A 17,528-nucleotide genomic window follows, 5' to 3' on the forward strand; every position below is an offset into this window, starting at 1 on the left:
ATGCGCGGCACCGACTACGTCGACGCGGCCGACCGCACGCTCGAGGAGACCTACGAGGAGCCGATGAGCCTCGCGGCGTACGTCGACCGGATCTTCGAGACCCCGTCGACGGCCTCCCACGCCTCGAAGTACCTGCTCGAGGCCATCGAGGCCGCCGGAACGCGAACGGTCGTCGAGGAGGGAGAAGAGAAGCGGCGCTACCGCTTTTTCGACGACCCCGGAAACGACGGCGAGCACGCGATTCTGGGCAACACCGAGGTACTCAACGAGTTCGTCGACGACCTGCAGTCCATCGCCGCGGGCCGGGCGAAAGACGAGAAGATCATCTGGTTCGAGGGGCCGACGGCGACCGGCAAGTCCGAACTCAAGCGGTGCCTGGTCAACGGGCTTCGCGAGTACTCGAAGACGCCTGCGGGTCGCCGCTACACCCTCGAGTGGAACGTCGACGCGACCGACCCGGACGAGCGGGGACTGAGCTACGGCGGCAATCCCGCGCCGTCCGACGACGACCACTGGTACGAGAGTCCGGTTCAGGTCCACCCGCTGGCCGTCTTTCCCGAGCAGGTCCGAGAAGAGTTGCTCGCGACACTGAACGACCGACTCGACGAGCACGTCCCGATTTCGGTCGACACCCGACTCGATCCGTTCTCCAGGGAAGCCTACGACTACCTCGAGGAACAGTACCGCCGCCACGGTACCGAGGGACTCTTCTCGGCGATCACCGACGAGAGTCACCTCCGGGTGAAGAACTACGTCGTCGACGTCGGCTCGGGAATAGGCGTCCTCCACGCGGAGGACGACGGTCGACCGAAGGAACGGCTGGTCGGCTCGTGGATGCACGGGATGCTCCAGGAACTCGACTCCCGCGGCCGGAAGAACCCGCAGGCGTTCAGCTACGACGGCGTCCTCTCGCAGGGCAACGGCGTCCTGACGGTGGTCGAGGACGCCGCCCAGCACGCCGACTTGCTCCAGAAGCTGCTCAACGTACCCGACGAGCGATCCGTAAAACTCGACAAGGGAATCGCGATGGACGTCGACACCCAGCTGCTCATCATCTCGAACCCCGACCTGGAGGCCCAGCTCAACCAGCACGCCGACCGAAACGGGATGGACCCGCTGAAGGCGCTCAAGCGCCGCCTCGACAAACACGAGTTCGGCTACCTGACGAACCTGAGCCTCGAGACCGAGTTGATCCGCCGGGAACTCACCGGTGAAACGACCATCTGGGAGGCCGAGGACTACGACGACGTGGCCGCGAAGATCAGGGAACCGATCACCATCACGGTCAAAGAGAGCGACGGAACGCTTCGCGAACGCGAGTTCGCCCCGCACGCGCTCGAGGCGGCAGCCCTCTACGCAGTCCTCACGCGCCTCGACGAGGACGGAACGCCCCCTGGGCTCGACCTGATCGACAAGGCGCTGCTCTACGACCGGGGGTACCTCCAGGAGGGCGACACCCGCCGGGACAAAGACGAGTTCGAGTTCGACGAGCACAGCCACGACGGTGAGCACGGCATTCCGGTGACGTACACCCGTGATACGTTGGCCGAACTCCTCCAGCACGAGGCAGACCGCCACCACCCCGACCTCCCGGTCGCCGACGTGGTCATGCCGCGAGACGTGTTGAACGCGTTAGCCGAGGGACTGGCCGACGCCCCGGTGTTCTCCACGGGCGAGCGCTCGGAGTTCGAGAACCGGGTCGTTCCCGTGAAGAACTACGTCTACGATCAGCAGGAGTCCGACGTCATCGAGGCCATCATGCACGAGCAACGCGTCGACGAGGCGACCGTCGCCGAGTACGTCGAGCACGTCTACGCCTGGGAGACGGACGAGGCGCTCTACAACGACCGTGGCGAAGAGATCGACCCCGACCCGCTGAAGATGAAGCTCTTCGAGGTCGAACACCTCGGCCGGTTCTCCGAAGAGGCCTACGAGTCGAACCTGCCACGGGAGGTCGTCAGGGAGTTCCGCCGCGAAAAGGTCATCACGGCGCTCAACCGCCATGCCTGGGAGCACCGTGACGAGGACTTCTCCGTGTCGGACGTCGACCTCGCGTCGATCCCCGTCATCAGGTCTGTCCTGGAGAGCCACGACTGGGACGACGTCAGGCGGACCTTCGAGGACCTCGACCCCCATCAGTGGGACGACCCGCCGAGCGGCACCGAGACCGAGGCCGTCAAGGAGGCGACCCTCGAGCGCCTGGTCGCGGACTTCGATTACTCCCCGGCGTCGGCCGAGTTGACCAGCAGACACGTCATGAGTCAGGTGAGTTACCGATGGGACTGAGAGACGACCTCGACCGATTCCGCGAAGTGGGCGAAGAGCGCCGCGAGGACCTTTCGGAGTTTATCCAGTACGGCGACCTGAGCGGTGGCAATCGAAACGACATACAGATCCCGATCAAGATCGTCTCCCTGCCAGGATTCGAGTACGATCAGCGCGACCAGGGCGGCGTCGGCCAGGGGGACGGCGACACCCCGGACGTCGGTCAGCCGGTCGGCCAGCCACAGCCCCAGCCTGGCGACGGAGACGACGACGAGGAGGGCGAACCCGGCGAGGAAGGGGGTGAACACGAGTACTACGAGATGGACCCCGAGGAGTTCGCCCAGGAACTCGACGAGGAACTCGGCCTGGACCTAGAGCCGAAGGGTAAACGCGTTATCGAGGAGAAGGAGGGCCCGTACACGGACCTCACCCGATCCGGCCCGGACAGCACGCTCGACTTCGAGCGCATGTTCAAGGAGGGACTCAAGCGCAAGCTGACGATGGACTTCGACGAGGAGTTCGTCCGCGAGGTCTGCAAGGTCGAGGGGATTACCCCGCGGGAGGTCTTCGAGTGGGCCCGCGGAGAGAACCTCCCGGTGTCGATGGCCTGGATCGAGGATGCCCACGCCGAGGCGGCCGACGACCGCGGAACGTGGACGTCGATCGAGGACGTCGAGGAAAACGTCGAGCGTGAGACGATTCACGAGCAGATTCGACGCGACGGCATCAAGCACGTTCCGTTCCGGCGTGAGGACGAGCGCTACCGCTACCCCGAGATCATCGAGGAGAAAGAGAAGAACGTCGTCGTCGTCAACATTCGGGACGTCTCGGGATCGATGCGCGAGAAGAAGCGGGAACTCGTCGAACGCACCTTTACGCCGCTCGACTGGTACCTCACCGGGAAGTACGACAACGCCGAGTTCGTCTACATCGCCCACGATGCCGACGCCTGGAAGGTCGAGCGCGAGGAGTTCTTCGGGATCCGCTCCGGTGGCGGGACCCGCATCTCGAGTGCGTACGAACTCGCCCGGGAACTCCTCGAGGAGTACCCCTGGAGCGACTGGAACCGCTACGTCTTCGCCGCCGGCGACTCCGAGAACTCGAGCAACGACACCGAGGAGGGTGTCATCCCGCTAATGGAGTCGATTCCAGCGAACCTCCACGCCTACGTTGAGACCCAGCCGAGCGGCAACGCCATCAACGCGACCCACGCCGAGGAACTCGAGCGCCACTTCGGCGACGGCGACGACGTCGCGGTGGCGTACGTCAACAGCGAGGAGGACGTGACCGACGCGATTTACCGCATCCTCAGCACCGAAGCGGGTGATTCAGATGAGTAACGAAACACACGGGCTGCGTTTCGAACGCACGAAATCCACGAGGTGGATTTCATGAGTAACTCGGATCGATTCCACAAACAGGCGATCGCCACCGACCTCGAGGAACCCGTTCGCGAGGCGCGCAACCTCGCCCAGAAACTCGGCCTCGAGCCCTACCCGGTGAAGTACTGGATCGTCGACTACGACGAGATGAACGAACTCATCGCCTACGGGGGCTTCCAATCGCGCTATCCCCACTGGCGCTGGGGGATGCAGTACGACCGCCAGCAAAAGCAGGGCCAGTACGGCGGCGGCAAGGCCTTCGAAATCGTCAACAACGACAACCCGGCCCACGCCTTCCTCCAGGAGTCGAACACGACGGCCGACCAGAAGGCCGTCATCACCCACGTCGAGGCCCACTCGGATTTCTTCGCGAAAAACGAGTGGTTCGGCCTCTTCACGGGGGAGGCGGGCGACGGTGACGTCAACGCCGCCGCCACGCTCGAACGTCACGCCCGGGCCATCGCCGATTACATGGCCGACCCCGAGATCGACCGCGCCGAGGTCGAGAAGTGGATCGACAACGCGCTCGTCCTGGAGGACACGATCGACCAGCACGCCGTCTTCGAGCGTCGCCTCGAGATGGACGGCCCCGAGGAGAGCCTCGACGACGACCTCGCCGAAAAGCTCGACCAGTTGGGGCTCTCCGAGGAGGTGAGAGGCGAGGTCTTCGACGACGAGTGGCTGGCGGGACTCGAAGATTCGGATGCGGGCGCCGAGTTCCCGAGCGAACCGCAGTCCGACGTGCTCGCGTTCGTCCGAGAGTACGGCAAGCAGTACGATGCGGAGTCGGGGAAAGCCCGCGAGATGGAGCCCTGGCAGCGCGACGTCCTCGACATGATGCGCACCGAGGCGTACTACTTCGCCGCCCAGAAGATGACGAAGATCATGAACGAGGGCTGGGCAGCCTACTGGGAGTCGACGATGATGACCGACGAGGGCTTCGCCGGCGACGACGAGTTCCTCAACTACGCCGACCACATGGCGAAGGTACTCGCCTCGCCGGGTCTCAACCCCTACAGCCTGGGCATGGCTCTGTGGGAGTACGTCGAGAACACGACGAATCGACGGGAGGTGCTCGAACGCCTGCTCCGCGTGGAGGGCATCTCCTGGCGCAACCTCAGCGACGTCGTCGACTTCGAGGACGTGCTCGAGGCGCTCGAACCGCCGTCCGCCATCGCCTCGATAACGGGCGACTCACTCGACGCCCTCCAGGACGTTCCGGAGTCCTGGGTCGACCAGGAGGCCCTCGAGGCCGCCCGCGACGGCGATATCGACGTCGATCGCTACCCGTGGAAGGTACTGACCCACGAGGGGCTCGCTCGGCGCCACTACTCGCTCGTGAAACCCCAGAATCGCGGGTTCCTGGCTCGTGTCAGCCAGAACGACCTCGAGTCGATCGGGCGCTACCTGTTCGACGACGCCCGTTACGGGTCGATCGAGGAGGCGCTCGCGGACGTCGACTGCAGCGTCGGCTGGGATCGAATGCTGGACGTCCGAGAGAGCCACAACGACGTCACCTTCCTCGACGCCTTCCTGACCCAGGAGTTCATCACCGCGAACGACTACTTCACCTACGAACACTCCCGGGCGACCGGCCAGTTCCACGTCTCGAGCGTCGACGCCGAGGACGTCAAGAAGAAACTCCTGTTGCAGTTCACCAACTTCGGCAAACCCAGTATCGCCGTCTACGACGGCAACTACGACAACGCGAACGAACTCCTGCTGGGCCACCGGTACAACGGTGTGATGCTCGACGTCCCGCAGGCGAAGGCGACGCTCGAGCGCGTGTTCGAGCTGTGGGGTCGGCCTGTGAACCTGCTGACCATCGTCAAGGAAGTGGACGACCACGACGTGGAGGTAGCCAGGCGGCGCAACCGGGAGCCAGAGGCCAAAGAGGTGGGCAAGCGCATTCGGTACGACGGCGAGGAGGTGACAGTGAATGACGTGTCCTGGGACGCCGTCGAGCACCTCACCGCCGACGACGTCGATTACGACACGAAGCCCGAGGAGTGGCTGGCCTGAACGCCGTTCGAACTTCGCTCGGACCGCGCTCGTGATCCATCAGGAACGACGAGGTCGCGGCCCTCTCGGTCGAGGGGGTCGTGACGGAGAACTCGGCTACGAATTGGGTGGACGAAGAGGCGCTCGAATCCCAATCACCCAGGTACAGTCCGTGAGTGGTCGAGACCGCTCGTTAATGCGAAAGAATCCGGTACTGCCACAGTAGGAAGGTTTTTAATACTCGTTGCGAAGTCAATAGTAGCAGTTCATCGCGTCTCTCGACAGCGTTGACCGGGCGCTCGGTACTCGATTGACCGGTTCTTCCTGGCGATCTCGGCCAGTTGGTCCGGCGATACCGAGTACGCCACTGTCGTAGACTACAACAGTGGATCCCGGTCAAATTGCATCGAGACAGCGACCTCCCCCTATGAGCGACGATACGACCCACTCAGATCTACACGAACGCATTGTAACGCAGGTACCCTCGCATCTGGACGTCACCGAGGTCCAGTACGAGGGCCCAGACCTCGTCATCTACACCGAGACCCCTCGAAAGTTCGCTGAAAACAGCAATCTCATCGGGGACCTCGCACGGACACTTCGAAAACGGGTGACGATACGTCCAGCGCCGGGGGCACAGTCGAGCCCGTCGGACGCGGAAGCGAAGATCCGAGAAATTGCTCCTGACGAGGCTCAAATCCAGGATCTCGAGTTCTACCCGTCGATCGGAGAAGTGATCGTCGAAGCCGAGAAGCCAGGGCTCGTTATCGGCCAGCGAGGAAGTACGCTCCGTGAGATCACCCGAGAAATCGGATGGAACCTGGAAGTGGTTCGAACACCGCCGATGGAGTCTTCGACCGTCGACAACGTCAGGAACTTCCTGACCCAGGAGCGTGGCGAACGGCGCGAGTTCCTCGCGAAGGTCGGCGAGAAAATACACGGAGAACCCGAAAAGGACATCGAGTGGGTTCGCATCACGACGCTGGGTTGTTGCCGCGAAGTTGGTCGCGCGAGTTTCGTACTCCACACCCCAAACACGAGGATACTCATCGATTGCGGTGACAAACCCGGGGCCGAGGGAGAAGTGCCCTACCTTCACGCGCCCGAGGCGATGCCGCTAACGGGTATCGACGCCGTCGTGCTGACCCACGCTCACCTCGACCACAGCGCATTGCTTCCGCTCTTGTTCAAGTACGGGTACGATGGCCCGATTTACACGACGGAACCGACGCGGGACCTGATGGGGCTGTTACAACTCGACTACCTGACCGTGGCCTCGAAGGAAGGCCGAACGCCGCCGTACTCGAGCGAGCAGGTCCGACAGGCGATCAAGCACACGATTCCGGTCGAGTACGGCGACGTCACCGACATCGCGCCGGACGTCAAACTGACGATGCACAATGCGGGGCACATTCTGGGTAGCGCGTCCGCTCACTTTCACATCGGAAGCGGGTTCTACAACATCCTCTTTTCGGGTGACATTCACTACGAGCCGACGCGGCTGTTCAACGGTGCCGTGAACGATTTCCCGCGCGCGGAGGCGATGGTCATGGAGTCGACGTACGGTCGTCGTGGCGACTATCAGACGGAGACCGAGGACAGCGAAGCGAAGGTCCACGAGATCATCAGGGAGACGTACGAAAAGGACGGGATCGTCGTCATCCCCGCGTTCGCAGTCGGTCGATCCCAGGAACTAATGTTGGTCCTGGAGGAGGCGATGCGGGAGGGGGCCATCCCGACGATGCCGGTCTATCTCGACGGCATGATTCGAGAGGCGACGGCAATTCACACGGCCTACCCCGAATATCTCAGAGATGGGCTACAACAGCGTATTTTACACGAAGACGAGAACCCGTTCGTCGCGGACCAGTTCCGGCAAGTTGACGGCGGACAGGAGATGCGTGAAGAGATAGCGAGCGGTGAGCCCTGCGTAATCCTCTCGACGTCGGGAATGGTGACCGGCGGACCGATCATGTCCTGGCTCGAACTGCTTGGGCCGGACCCAGCGAACACCCTCATGTTCGTCGGGTATCAGGCCGAGGGGACGCTCGGGCGCAGAATTCAGGGCGGGAACGTGGAAATTACCCTTCCTGGACGGGCCGATCGCGCGAATCGCCTGACGCTCGAACTCAGGATCGAATCGGTGAGCGGCTTCTCCGGTCACGCCGACCGAGCCGGACTCGAGCAGTACGTCGGCGAAATGAATCCCCGACCGGAGACGATTCTGTGCGTCCACGGCGACGAACAGGCGACGGATCAACTCTCCTCTGCACTGTACCAGAACTACAACGTCAGGACCTATCAGCCGAAGAATCTGGAGACGTTCCGGTTCCCCTGATACCTGTCCTCGAGTGAGGAAAGTCGCTAGGGGATCTCTGACAATAGAGCGCGACAGGGGGAGTCGTTCGTCATCATGCGAACGCTTACTCGTGGCAATTGACCGAGGATGACGACGTTACTCGGTCCACCGAATCTCGTGCTCGAGTTCGTATCGTTGCTCTACAGTTTCAAAATCGGTGAGTCGCTCGAGTTCAACCTCGAACCTCGGCCTGTCGGGAATCGTCACACGCTCTTTCTCCGTGGCACTCTCCAGGTGGACGGAGCCAGTCTCGAACTGTTCGGCGGCTACAGTGAGGGCATCAGTCAATACCACTTCGACCAGCGCGAAATAGCCCCTACCCGTTTCCCACCCGTTTCCCACCCGTTTCCCACACGCTGACTACGGCGCGTACACGCGGGCCGCTATCTCGTAGTGATAGATCCCGCTCCCCCGAGACAATCGAAATGGCTTTACTCAGATCGTCAAAAATCAGGGTGTGGACGACAAACGAGTCCAATTTTGGGTACTCTATCTCACACGTTTCGCAGAAGGGTTCGGCTTCATCACGCTGATCACGCTGCTACCGTACTACATCAATTCGCTCGATCCGTCGAGCACGACCGTCCTCGGGATAACAATTAGCGCCGGCCTCATCATCGGGCTGTATACGACCGGGTTCACCCTCGCACAGACTGTCGCCGTCGTCCCGCTTGCCTGGGCGGGTGATCGCTTCGATAAACGGCTCGTCCTGCTCATCGTACTCGGTGTCGGCATTGGCGTCTACGCACTGTTTCCAATCGTCGATTCGAGCGCTTCCTTCATCGCTATCCGCGCGCTCCAGGGTATCGCCGTCACCGGCACTGGCCTGATGACCCTGTCGCTCGTTGGCCAGATAGCCGACGTGGGGACGCGAGCGAACTACATCGGGAAAGCAAACGCGGCGAGCTTTGGGGCGTCGATACTTGGCAGCATCAGCGCAGGGACGCTCTACGACGCGTTCGGGTTCGGTCCGATTTTTCTCGTCATCGTCTGCATCATGGTCGTTGCCTGGGTCGGAACCTTCTGGTACCTGAACCCAGACGAGACGCGCATCGAAGGGTTTCCGTTTTCGGGGTTGGCACTCAATCGCCGCATCTTGACGCTCTCGACGTTCCGCTTCCAGTACGCGTTCTCTGTAACCCTCGTTCGAACCTGGGTGCCGATTTTCGCCGGCGTTTCCGCTTCTCAAGGCGGTCTTGCATACGGCGGCTTCGCCGTCGCACTGACGGTCGTCGCTGAAAAGTTCACCAATATGTGCTGTCAACCGTTTACCGGACGGCTCTCGGACGGATACGGACGGGCACTGTTCGTCTTTGCAGGTGGAGCGGCCTACGGCCTCATCGCGTTGGTCGTCCCGCTCTCACCGTGGCTGGGTACAGGGCTCGGGTTTCCCGCTGAACTCGTCGTGTCCATTCCCACAGTACTCGCCGGGAGCACGCTCCCTGCCTGGCTGCCGTACGACTCGATCGGGGATCAGCTCGTCCTCATTGGCGAGGTGTCGCCAGCGTTTTTCCCGCTCGTCTTCCTGTCTGGGCTCCTCGGCATCGCCGATAGTTTCCGCGAACCAGCGAGCATGGCGTTGTTCGCCGACGAAGGCACCGAGGAGGGCGGCGTTGCCTCGAGTTTCGGCATTCGCGAACTCGTCTGGCGTCCAGGAAGCGTGATCGCCCCCTTACTCGGTGGCTGGCTGATGGTCGAATTGAGTATGGCGTCGGTCTTCTACGTCGGCGGTGCGTTTGCGCTAACAGGCGTGACGACGTTTCTCGTTATTCTCGTGCATTTCCATGGGCGAGGGGCGCTCTTGGAGTGGTGAGGAAAATCGATTCGAACCGTCGTTGTCTCCAGTAGAAGTTTTGCAGGAGTGTCGTGAGGATCTCTTGTAGTTGACTGTATAGACAGCCTGGAGAAAGCGCGATTAGACGCCACTGAGTTGTTCGTGTACTCGCCGGTACTCCGCCGAAATTGAGCCGTCTGTTCGTTCTTCGATCCAGACGATTCCATCGACGATCTCTCTCAATGCAGAGAGCGTGGCCTCGTCGTGTTTGGTGTACTCGAGACCGAGGACGACGAGCCCCGAGTCAGTCCGACCCTCGATAAGGTGTTCGAGGACGCTGATGGTGCGTTCCAGACCCTCGTCTGCGAGTAGCGGCGTGAGTGATCGAATACCAAAATGGGTCTTGTGGCTGTCACTCGCCATCGAGGCCTCTAGCTCCCAGAGTGCGAGTACGAGCCGAGTCAATTCGACCGAGTGCGGTAAGGAGACGACTGGATACTTCTGAAACGGGGAGGAAGGGTGATTTTGCGGAGTCGCATCGACGACCCCGAATCGACCAGCGTCTGGTGACGTGAGAGCTGTTTGCTGTTGGATCGTTCGCTCAGCAGAAACAGCGGTCGTGACGATAATTCGGCGCTCTCCAGGAGACGTTCACCCCGGCAGGCTGAACGGGGAAGGCTACGGTTCGAAGTCATCGTTCACAGGATACGTCTGGTATACCGCTCAGGCGAGGTCTCACGGAACGGTCTCGAGCAAACGTGCGGCCCAATCGATCAGATCCGATATGGGGTAGCTACGGACGGTGAAGATAGCCTGGCCGCACTGATGCTGAATTCTAGTTTTCTAGTGATGCGTAAGTATTTGCGTCCATTTTTGACGTCCCTTCATAGCGGTACAGTTGAACCGCTGGAACTATACCCCTGGGCTCTCGCCTTGTTACTATGGGTTTTGGAAGCTACGACGAATCCGAGCAACAGCATCAAAACGCGGATACAGAAGATGATGAAGATGCTGCTGTGAGTGTCCACGAACACGAACACAAGGGAACGGTTACTGTCGAAAACGGTAGCTCGACCGACGATCTACTCGGCCAACTTAAAGACATCAAGGAAAAGAAAGCCCAGGACGACGAGTAAGGTCGCTGTTAAATCGTCCCTTCGTCTAGTGAATCTATACTTATAATTCGCACAGCAACAAACATTGGCCACAGATATTTTAGGAGGGATCTACTCTTCCGGGTGGTCCCGCTTTAATTCAAACTATCTGAATAATATCTCCGTTCGATGAAGCGTGTATATCTCGCCCGAGTGCATATCCCTGGTTCGAGGCGAGGTCGATGTACCCGGAGAAGCCTTTGAGGTCCTGGTGAGCGGGGATGATGTGCTGGGGCTGGAGCGCGTCGAGCATCGTGTAGTGACCTTCCTGGCAGAGGTGACCCGACACGTGAATATCGGAATACACACGGGCGCCCTGCATGCCGAGCAGTTTCTCGGCCTGGTAGCGCTGGCCCTCGTTGGTCGGTTCGGGGATGACGCGTGCGGAGAAGACGACCTTGTCGCCGTCGTCCAGTTCGTAGGAGGTCTCGCCGCGGGCCATCCGGGTGAGCATCGCACGGGGTTCGCCCTGGTGGCCGGTGACGACGGGCAAGAAATCCTCCTTGCCATCGTTCATGATCCGTTCGAACGACTGATCGATCGATCTTCGATAGCCAAACATGCCCAGGTTGTCCGGGAAGTCGATGAAGTCGAGTCGCTCGGCGGTGCCGGAGTACTTCTCCATCGAGCGTCCGAGCAGGACGGGCTGGCGGCCGATGTCGTTGGCGAACTCGACGAGACTCTTCACGCGAGCGATGTGTGAAGAGAAGGTGGTGGCGACGATGCCGCCGTCGTAGTCTTCCATGCTGTAGAGGACGTCGCGCAGGTGCTCGCGGGCGACGTTCTCGGAGGGCGTTCGGCCCTTCTTGTTGGCGTTGGTGCAGTCCTCGATGTAACAGAGCACGCCCTCGCCCTCCCGCCCAATCTCGCGAAAGCGCTTCATGTCGATGGGGTCGCCGATGACCGGCGTGTGGTCCATGCGCTTGTCCAGGCCGTAGACGATGGCGCCCTCGGGCGTGTGGAGCACGGGGTTGATCGCGTCGATGATCGAGTGGGTGACGTTGACGAACTCGAGTTCACACCCGTGGTCGCCGATGGTCATCGACTCGCCCGGGTCCATCTCGATGAGGTCGCTGTCCGGGGCGAATTTGTCTTCGTCTTCGAGTTGCTGTTCGACCAGTGCGAGCGTAAACGGCGTCGCGACGACGGGGGCGTCGTATCGGTGCGCAAGTTTGGAAATGGCACCGATGTGATCGAGGTGGCCGTGGGTCGGAACGATCGCCTGGACGTCGCCGTCGAGGTCGCTCATGACTCGATCGTCCGGGATGGCGCCCATGTCGATCAGATCGAGGCTGTGCATGCTCTCGGTCTGAATGTTGTCGTGAATAAGGACCTTCGAGAGGTTCAGACCCATGTCGAAGATGACGATGTCGTTTCCTGCGCGAACGGCAGTCATCTGCCGTCCAACTTCTTCGTAGCCGCCGATGGTTGCAATTTCGATTTCCATAGATTCGCCGATCATAGCGGTCCAGCCACAGGGAATGGGAATAGAGCGAGTCAGGCGTCAGTGAGGTGCGTCGATCGCCGTAACACGTGTGTTTGTCGCCTGGGCGTTCACTCGCATCCGTGTGAGGGACTGCGCGTCTTTCGGTTAGATGGATAGTGACTCTTCGAACCTATATACTTCAGGGTTCGTGCTCGAGAAGCACACCCACGTGGTCCACTAGCGCCTAGTCGAAGTAGTTTCAACGGACAACGAATGGTTCTAAAGAGTCCGACGGCGTCTGGTTAATCTCATAACGTGAGAACGTGAATTGGGGCAGATTTGAACCTCGCCGAGACGTGCTCGCTTCGCTGTGCGTGCCTCGTCTGGTTCAAATCTCCCCGTAACACCTTTTCAGCGACGAGCGACTCGCTACGCTCACGACTTCATCGTTCGCATTTCCGTGGCGCGTAGCGCCACGCTACGCTCGTCGAGTTGTATCGCTGAAAAGTGGGTTGGGGCAGATTTGAACTGCCGGCCTCCTCCATGTCAAGGAGGTGTCATAACCAGACTAGACCACCAACCCGTCCGGTTTGCGTCTTCGTACTGCAGTCAATCGTTGCCCGCCACCCTAATTGAAGGTTTCGAATCGGTGGCCGTGCGCGAGACCTCACCACGGACGAGGCTCCGACACGCTTAAGTCTATGTACTTGTTTGGACATTACAAGACAGACTCGTACATTGGTGTCTCCCATGAAACCATACGTCGAACACGTAACTGACGGTCGCGACCTGACGCAAGCCGACGCTCGAGCCGCCTCCAACGCGGTCTTCGAGGGTGCCACGGACGCCCAAATCGGCGCGCTGCTAACGGCTCTGCGAACGAAAGGCGAAACGGAAGCCGAAATCGCGGGCTTTGCGGAAGGAATGCGCAACGCCGCCCGAACGATCGACCCCGATCGCGAACCACTCGTCGATACCTGTGGTACCGGTGGCGACGACTACGACACGATCAACGTCTCGACGACGAGCGCCATCGTCGCCGCGGGCGCGGGCGTGGCAGTCGCCAAACACGGCAACTACTCGGTGTCCTCCTCGTCCGGCAGCGCCGACGTGCTCCAGGAGGTCGGCGTTACCATCGACGCCGAACCACCGGCCGTCGAACGGACCATCGAGGAAGACGGCATCGGGTTCATGCTCGCGCCGGTCTTCCATCCCGCGATGAAGGCCGTGATCGGCCCGCGCCAGGAACTCGGCATTCGGACGATCTTCAACGTCCTCGGCCCGCTCACGAACCCCGCTGGGGCGGACGCCCAGGTCGTCGGCGTGTACGACCCCGATCTGGTTCCGATCCTCGCCCGGGCACTCGCGCGAATGGACGTCGACCGCGCGCTCGTCGTCCACGGCGACGGCACCGACGAGATCGCTATCCACGGCGAGACGCGAGTCGCCGAAGTCGACGGCGAAACGGTCGAGGAGTACACCCTCGAGCCGGCCGACCTCGGCCTCGAGCGCCACGCCATCGACGACATCTCGGGGGGAACGCCCGCGGCAAACGCCGCCGACCTGCGAGGAATCGTCGGCGGAGACGTCAACGGGGCCAAACGCGACGTCATCCTGGCGAACGCCGGGGCTGCCATCTACGTCGCCGGCGAAGCGCCCACCCTCGAGGTCGGTGCGGACCGCGCGCTCGAGGCGATCCGGAGCGGAGACGCGAGCGCGACGCTCGAGCGACTGTGCAGGGTCGCCCCGGAGGTCCGGTGACGTGACGCGTGTCAAGATCTGCGGCCTCACTCGAGAAACAGACCTCGAGGCGGCCGTCGACGCCGGTGCGGACGCCATCGGAATCGTCTCTGACGTCCCGATCGATACGCCGCGCGAAGTCGCTCCCGAACGGGCGGCCGACCTCGTCGCTGCCGCGCCGCCGTTCGTGACGACCGTCCTGGTGACCATGCCAACTGGGCCCAAGCGAGCGATCGAACTCGTCGAGCGGATCGACCCGGACGCGATCCAGATCCACGGCGGGATGCGCCCCGGCGACCTCGCGTACCTCCGTGCCAAGGTCGACGCACAGGTGTTCCTCGCGGTCGACGCCGAACGGGTGACAGCCGCCTCGCGGTACGACGACCTCGCGGACGCGCTGGTCGTGGACTCGGCGGACGAGCAGGGTGCAGGCGGGACCGGCGAGACCCACGACTGGGAACGGACCCGAGCGGCGACCGCGGACCTCGAGTCGCCCGTGATTCTCGCCGGTGGGTTGACGCCCGACAACGTCGAGGATGCCATTCGGACCGTCTCGCCGTACGCCGTCGACGTCTCGAGCGGTATCGAAGCGCGCCTCGGCGTCAAAGACTTAGACGCCGTCCGGTCGTTCGTCGAGCGAGGCCGACGAACGACGACGAGCGACTCTCGTCCGCGAGTGGTTGAGCCGTGAGAAACCCTTTGCAAGTTACGAGGGAGCGATGACGGACTCCAGATCGACGACCATGACGCAATCTGCCAACACGGCAACGCTCGAGATCGACCGCGAGACCTTTCGCAATTACGCGAACGCCACCGACCGATCCGACCGACCGGCTATCGTGCGCGTCCAGGCGACGCTCGGGGTCGAGACGACGCCGCTCGCCGCCTACGCTGCACTCACTGGGAGAACGACGACGGACCGCACCGAAGCCGGCGAGGGCGACGACGAGCGAACGCCCTACGCGTTCCTGCTCGAGAGCGCCGAGAAGACGCCCTCGAGCGACCCGGACGGAGCCTTCCGGCCGAACGCGAGCACGGCGGAGCGACACGCTCGTTTCTCGTACGTGGGCTACGATCCCGACGCCGTCGTGACCGTCGGGCCCGAAGGAGTTGAGGTCGAGGCGCTCACGGCTGAGGCGCCGCTCGAGACGATCGGAATCGATAGAAACGGGGCCGGATCCGGGGCCAGGACCGAGACCGAGGACACCCTCGACGCGCTCCGGGACGCACTCCCCGACGTCCGTCTCGAGAACGTGCCAGACCGGGACCGCCAGCACTTCGACGGCGGACTCGTCGGCTTTCTCGCCTACGACGCCGTCTACGACCTCTGGCTCGAGGAGGTCGGACTCGAGCGACCCGAGTCGCGATTTCCGGACGCCCAGTTCGTCCTGACGACGAAGACGCTGGCCTTCGACGAGCGGGACGGGTCCGTTTCGCTCGTGTTCACGCCGGTCCTGGAGGCCGACGACGACCCGGACGCGGTGCACGACGAGCTTCAGGCCGAAGCGACGCGCGTCCAGGAGACGCTGGAGTCGGCGACGGCACTCGAGACCGGGGGGTTCCGTCGCCGGGGTGAGACCGCCGGCTCGCGGGAGGACTACGAGGACCACGTCAGGCGCGCCAAAGAGCACGTCCTCGACGGGGACATCTACCAGGGCGTGATCTCCCGTCGGCGGGAACTCCGCGGCGACGTCGATCCGCTGGGATTTTACGAGTCGATGCGGGCCGTGAACCCCTCGCCGTATATGTATTTGCTCGAGCACGACGACCTCACCGTCGTCGGCGCGAGTCCGGAAACGCTCATCTCCGTTCGCGGGCGTGAGATCATGTCGAACCCCATCGCGGGCACCTGCGACCGAGGCTCGAGCCCCGTCGAGGATCGTCGACTGGCCGGCGAGATGCTCGCCGACGGGAAGGAGCGAGCCGAGCACACGATGCTGGTCGACCTGGCGCGAAACGACGTTCGACGGGTCGCCGAGGCGGGATCGGTCCGCGTCGACGAGTTCATGAACGTCCTCAAGTACAGCCACGTCCAGCACATCGAGTCGACGGTCACCGGCACGCTCCAGGAGGACCTGGACGCGTTCGACGCGACCCGCGCGGCGTTCCCCGCCGGGACGCTCTCGGGTGCGCCTAAGGTTCGGGCCATGGAGATCATCGACCACCTCGAGGACGAACCGCGCGGGCTCTACGGCGGCGGCGTCGGCTACTTCTCCTGGACGGGCGACGCTGACGTCGCGATCGTCATCCGGACGGCGACGGTCGAGGAACGGAACGACGACCAGCTACTCACGGTTCGGGCGGGTGCGGGACTCGTCGCCGATAGCGATCCGGCCGCCGAGTACGACGAGACCGAGAAGAAGATGAGCGGAGTGGTGAGCGCCCTCGAGCGGATCGATGTGGACTCGAGCGCGAGAAATGGTTCGGAGAGTGGCGGCGAAGGCGACGACCGGGGTCGTCGTGAGCGGGACGAGTACGACGAAGAGGACGAGCACGACGAAGAGGACGAGCACGACGTGCAAGGCGAATACAACGAGAAAAGCGAAAACGCCGTCGCGGAGGTTCGCCGATGAGTTCCCTGCGCGAAGACCGCGTCGCCGGCGCACCCGCCGAGACCGAAACCGAACCGCCCCGTCCGCACGTCCTCGTCGTCGACAATTTCGATTCGTTCACGTACAACCTGGTCGAGTACGTCAGCGAACACGCCGAGACGACGGTCGTGAAGAACACCGCTTCGCTCGAGGACGTCCGTGCGGTCGACGCCGATGCAATCATCATTAGTCCTGGTCCAGGCCACCCGGAGAACGACCGGGACGTAGGCGTCTCGATGGACGTCATCCAGGAACTGTGTTCGACGGTTCCAATCCTCGGCGTCTGCCTCGGTCTCGAGGCCGGCGTCTACGCCTTCGGCGGGAGGGTCGAGCGCGCTCCCGAACCGATCCACGGGAAGGCCTCACCCGTTTCCCACGACGGGCAGGGCGTCTTCTCGGGGCTCGAACAGGGGTTTCAGGCCGGCCGGTACCACTCGCTCGTGGCGGTGGACGTGCCCGACTGTCTCGAGGTGACGGCGACGACGGACCACGTCGGCGAGTCGCTCGTGATGGGGGTTCGCCACGTCGACCCGGACGTCGCGCTCGAGTGCGTGCAGTTTCATCCAGAAAGCGTTCTCACTGCTGTCGGACACGACGTTATCGAGAACTTTCTCGATGGGGTCCGTTCTCAGAACGGAAGGACGCCGAGATAGCCGACGGTGTAGAGTCCAGCGAGGACGACAGCGGCGACCAGACCGATTCGGATCGCCATCTTGATTGCGAACCTGACCGCGGCGACGACGACGAAGAGGACGACGAGTGCCGCGAGTACCATGAGCACCGGTGAACCTGTAATCGGATCGAGCATAACTACCTACGCGCGCTAGAGATACCTA

General features: G+C 62.4%; 13 protein-coding genes, 1 tRNA gene and 1 pseudogene. 10 read left to right on the forward strand and 5 right to left on the reverse strand.

Features of this window, described 5'->3' with window-relative positions:
* From NGM15_RS04025 to NGM15_RS04040, 4 genes are all read left to right on the forward strand, one after another.
* Window positions 1–2,286, forward strand: coding sequence for a PrkA family serine protein kinase (locus NGM15_RS04025; protein WP_253435577.1), 2,286 nt, complete (start codon window positions 1–3; stop codon window positions 2,284–2,286).
* Window positions 2,277–3,605 carry a YeaH/YhbH family protein gene (locus NGM15_RS04030; protein ID WP_253435580.1) on the forward strand — a complete coding sequence of 443 codons (1,329 nt, stop codon included), beginning with the start codon at window positions 2,277–2,279 and terminating at the stop codon, window positions 3,603–3,605. The genes NGM15_RS04025 and NGM15_RS04030 overlap by 10 nt, the downstream gene beginning before the upstream one ends.
* 51 nt (window positions 3,606–3,656) lie before the next feature.
* Entirely contained in the window at window positions 3,657–5,669 is a 2,013-nt protein-coding gene (locus NGM15_RS04035; protein WP_253435583.1) for a SpoVR family protein, read from the forward strand.
* Window positions 5,670–6,075: 406 nt separating this feature from the next.
* On the forward strand, window positions 6,076–7,986 hold the full coding sequence (locus NGM15_RS04040; RefSeq protein WP_253435586.1) for a beta-CASP ribonuclease aCPSF1: 1,911 nt from the start codon (window positions 6,076–6,078) through the stop codon (window positions 7,984–7,986).
* 117 nt (window positions 7,987–8,103) lie between these two features.
* Here the strand turns inward: NGM15_RS04040 and NGM15_RS04045 are convergent, their stop codons facing one another.
* The gene (locus NGM15_RS04045; RefSeq protein WP_253435588.1) at window positions 8,104–8,295 is read right to left on the reverse strand and encodes an amphi-Trp domain-containing protein; all 192 of its coding nucleotides are present in this window, start codon (window positions 8,293–8,295) and stop codon (window positions 8,104–8,106) included.
* A gap of 169 nt (window positions 8,296–8,464) precedes the next feature.
* On the opposite strand from NGM15_RS04045, the gene NGM15_RS04050 reads away from it, so the two are divergent.
* Window positions 8,465–9,820, forward strand: a complete 1,356-nt coding sequence (locus NGM15_RS04050) for an MFS transporter (RefSeq protein WP_253435591.1) — start codon at window positions 8,465–8,467, stop codon at window positions 9,818–9,820.
* 102 nt (window positions 9,821–9,922) lie between these two features.
* Here the strand turns inward: NGM15_RS04050 and NGM15_RS18885 are convergent.
* Window positions 9,923–10,417, reverse strand: a pseudogene (locus NGM15_RS18885) (DUF7504 family protein); the annotation flags it as partial.
* Window positions 10,418–10,722: 305 nt separating this feature from the next.
* Here NGM15_RS18885 and NGM15_RS04060 point away from each other — a divergent pair.
* On the forward strand, window positions 10,723–10,917 hold the full coding sequence (locus tag NGM15_RS04060) for a DUF5786 family protein (RefSeq protein ID WP_253435596.1): 195 nt from the start codon (window positions 10,723–10,725) through the stop codon (window positions 10,915–10,917).
* A 118-nt stretch (window positions 10,918–11,035) separates the two neighbouring features.
* Here NGM15_RS04060 and NGM15_RS04065 read toward each other — a convergent pair whose 3' ends face one another.
* Window positions 11,036–12,382: a ribonuclease J gene (locus NGM15_RS04065; protein ID WP_253438236.1), complete on the reverse strand. Its 1,347-nt coding sequence runs from the start codon at window positions 12,380–12,382 to the stop codon at window positions 11,036–11,038.
* A gap of 487 nt (window positions 12,383–12,869) precedes the next feature.
* A tRNA-Val gene (locus NGM15_RS04070) sits at window positions 12,870–12,944 on the reverse strand.
* Between the two features lie 167 nt (window positions 12,945–13,111).
* On the opposite strand from NGM15_RS04070, the gene trpD reads away from it, so the two are divergent.
* Genes trpD through trpG form a run of 4 tightly spaced genes read left to right on the forward strand, consistent with a single transcriptional unit; the run spans window position 13,112 to window position 17,345 of the window.
* Window positions 13,112–14,122 (forward strand): anthranilate phosphoribosyltransferase, encoded by a 1,011-nt coding sequence (gene trpD, locus NGM15_RS04075; RefSeq protein WP_253435598.1) that lies wholly within the window; start codon window positions 13,112–13,114, stop codon window positions 14,120–14,122.
* 1 nt (window position 14,123) lies between these two features.
* A complete protein-coding gene (locus NGM15_RS04080) occupies window positions 14,124–14,792 on the forward strand; it encodes a phosphoribosylanthranilate isomerase (RefSeq protein WP_253435601.1) in 669 nt (222 codons plus the stop codon).
* A gap of 52 nt (window positions 14,793–14,844) precedes the next feature.
* Window positions 14,845–16,674 carry an anthranilate synthase component I gene (gene trpE / locus NGM15_RS04085; RefSeq protein WP_253435604.1) on the forward strand — a complete coding sequence of 610 codons (1,830 nt, stop codon included), beginning with the start codon at window positions 14,845–14,847 and terminating at the stop codon, window positions 16,672–16,674.
* Window positions 16,671–17,345: an anthranilate synthase component II gene (gene trpG, locus NGM15_RS04090; protein ID WP_253435605.1), complete on the forward strand. Its 675-nt coding sequence runs from the start codon at window positions 16,671–16,673 to the stop codon at window positions 17,343–17,345. The genes trpE and trpG overlap by 4 nt, the downstream gene beginning before the upstream one ends.
* Here the strand turns inward: trpG and NGM15_RS04095 are convergent.
* Complete coding sequence (locus NGM15_RS04095) at window positions 17,321–17,500, reverse strand: DUF8029 family protein (RefSeq protein ID WP_253435607.1); 180 nt, start codon at window positions 17,498–17,500, stop codon at window positions 17,321–17,323. The genes trpG and NGM15_RS04095 overlap by 25 nt on opposite strands.
* Between the last annotated feature and the right edge of the window lie 28 nt (window positions 17,501–17,528).

The organism is Natronosalvus halobius (assembly GCF_024138145.1).
Classification (GTDB): domain Archaea; phylum Halobacteriota; class Halobacteria; order Halobacteriales; family Natrialbaceae; genus Natronosalvus; species Natronosalvus halobius.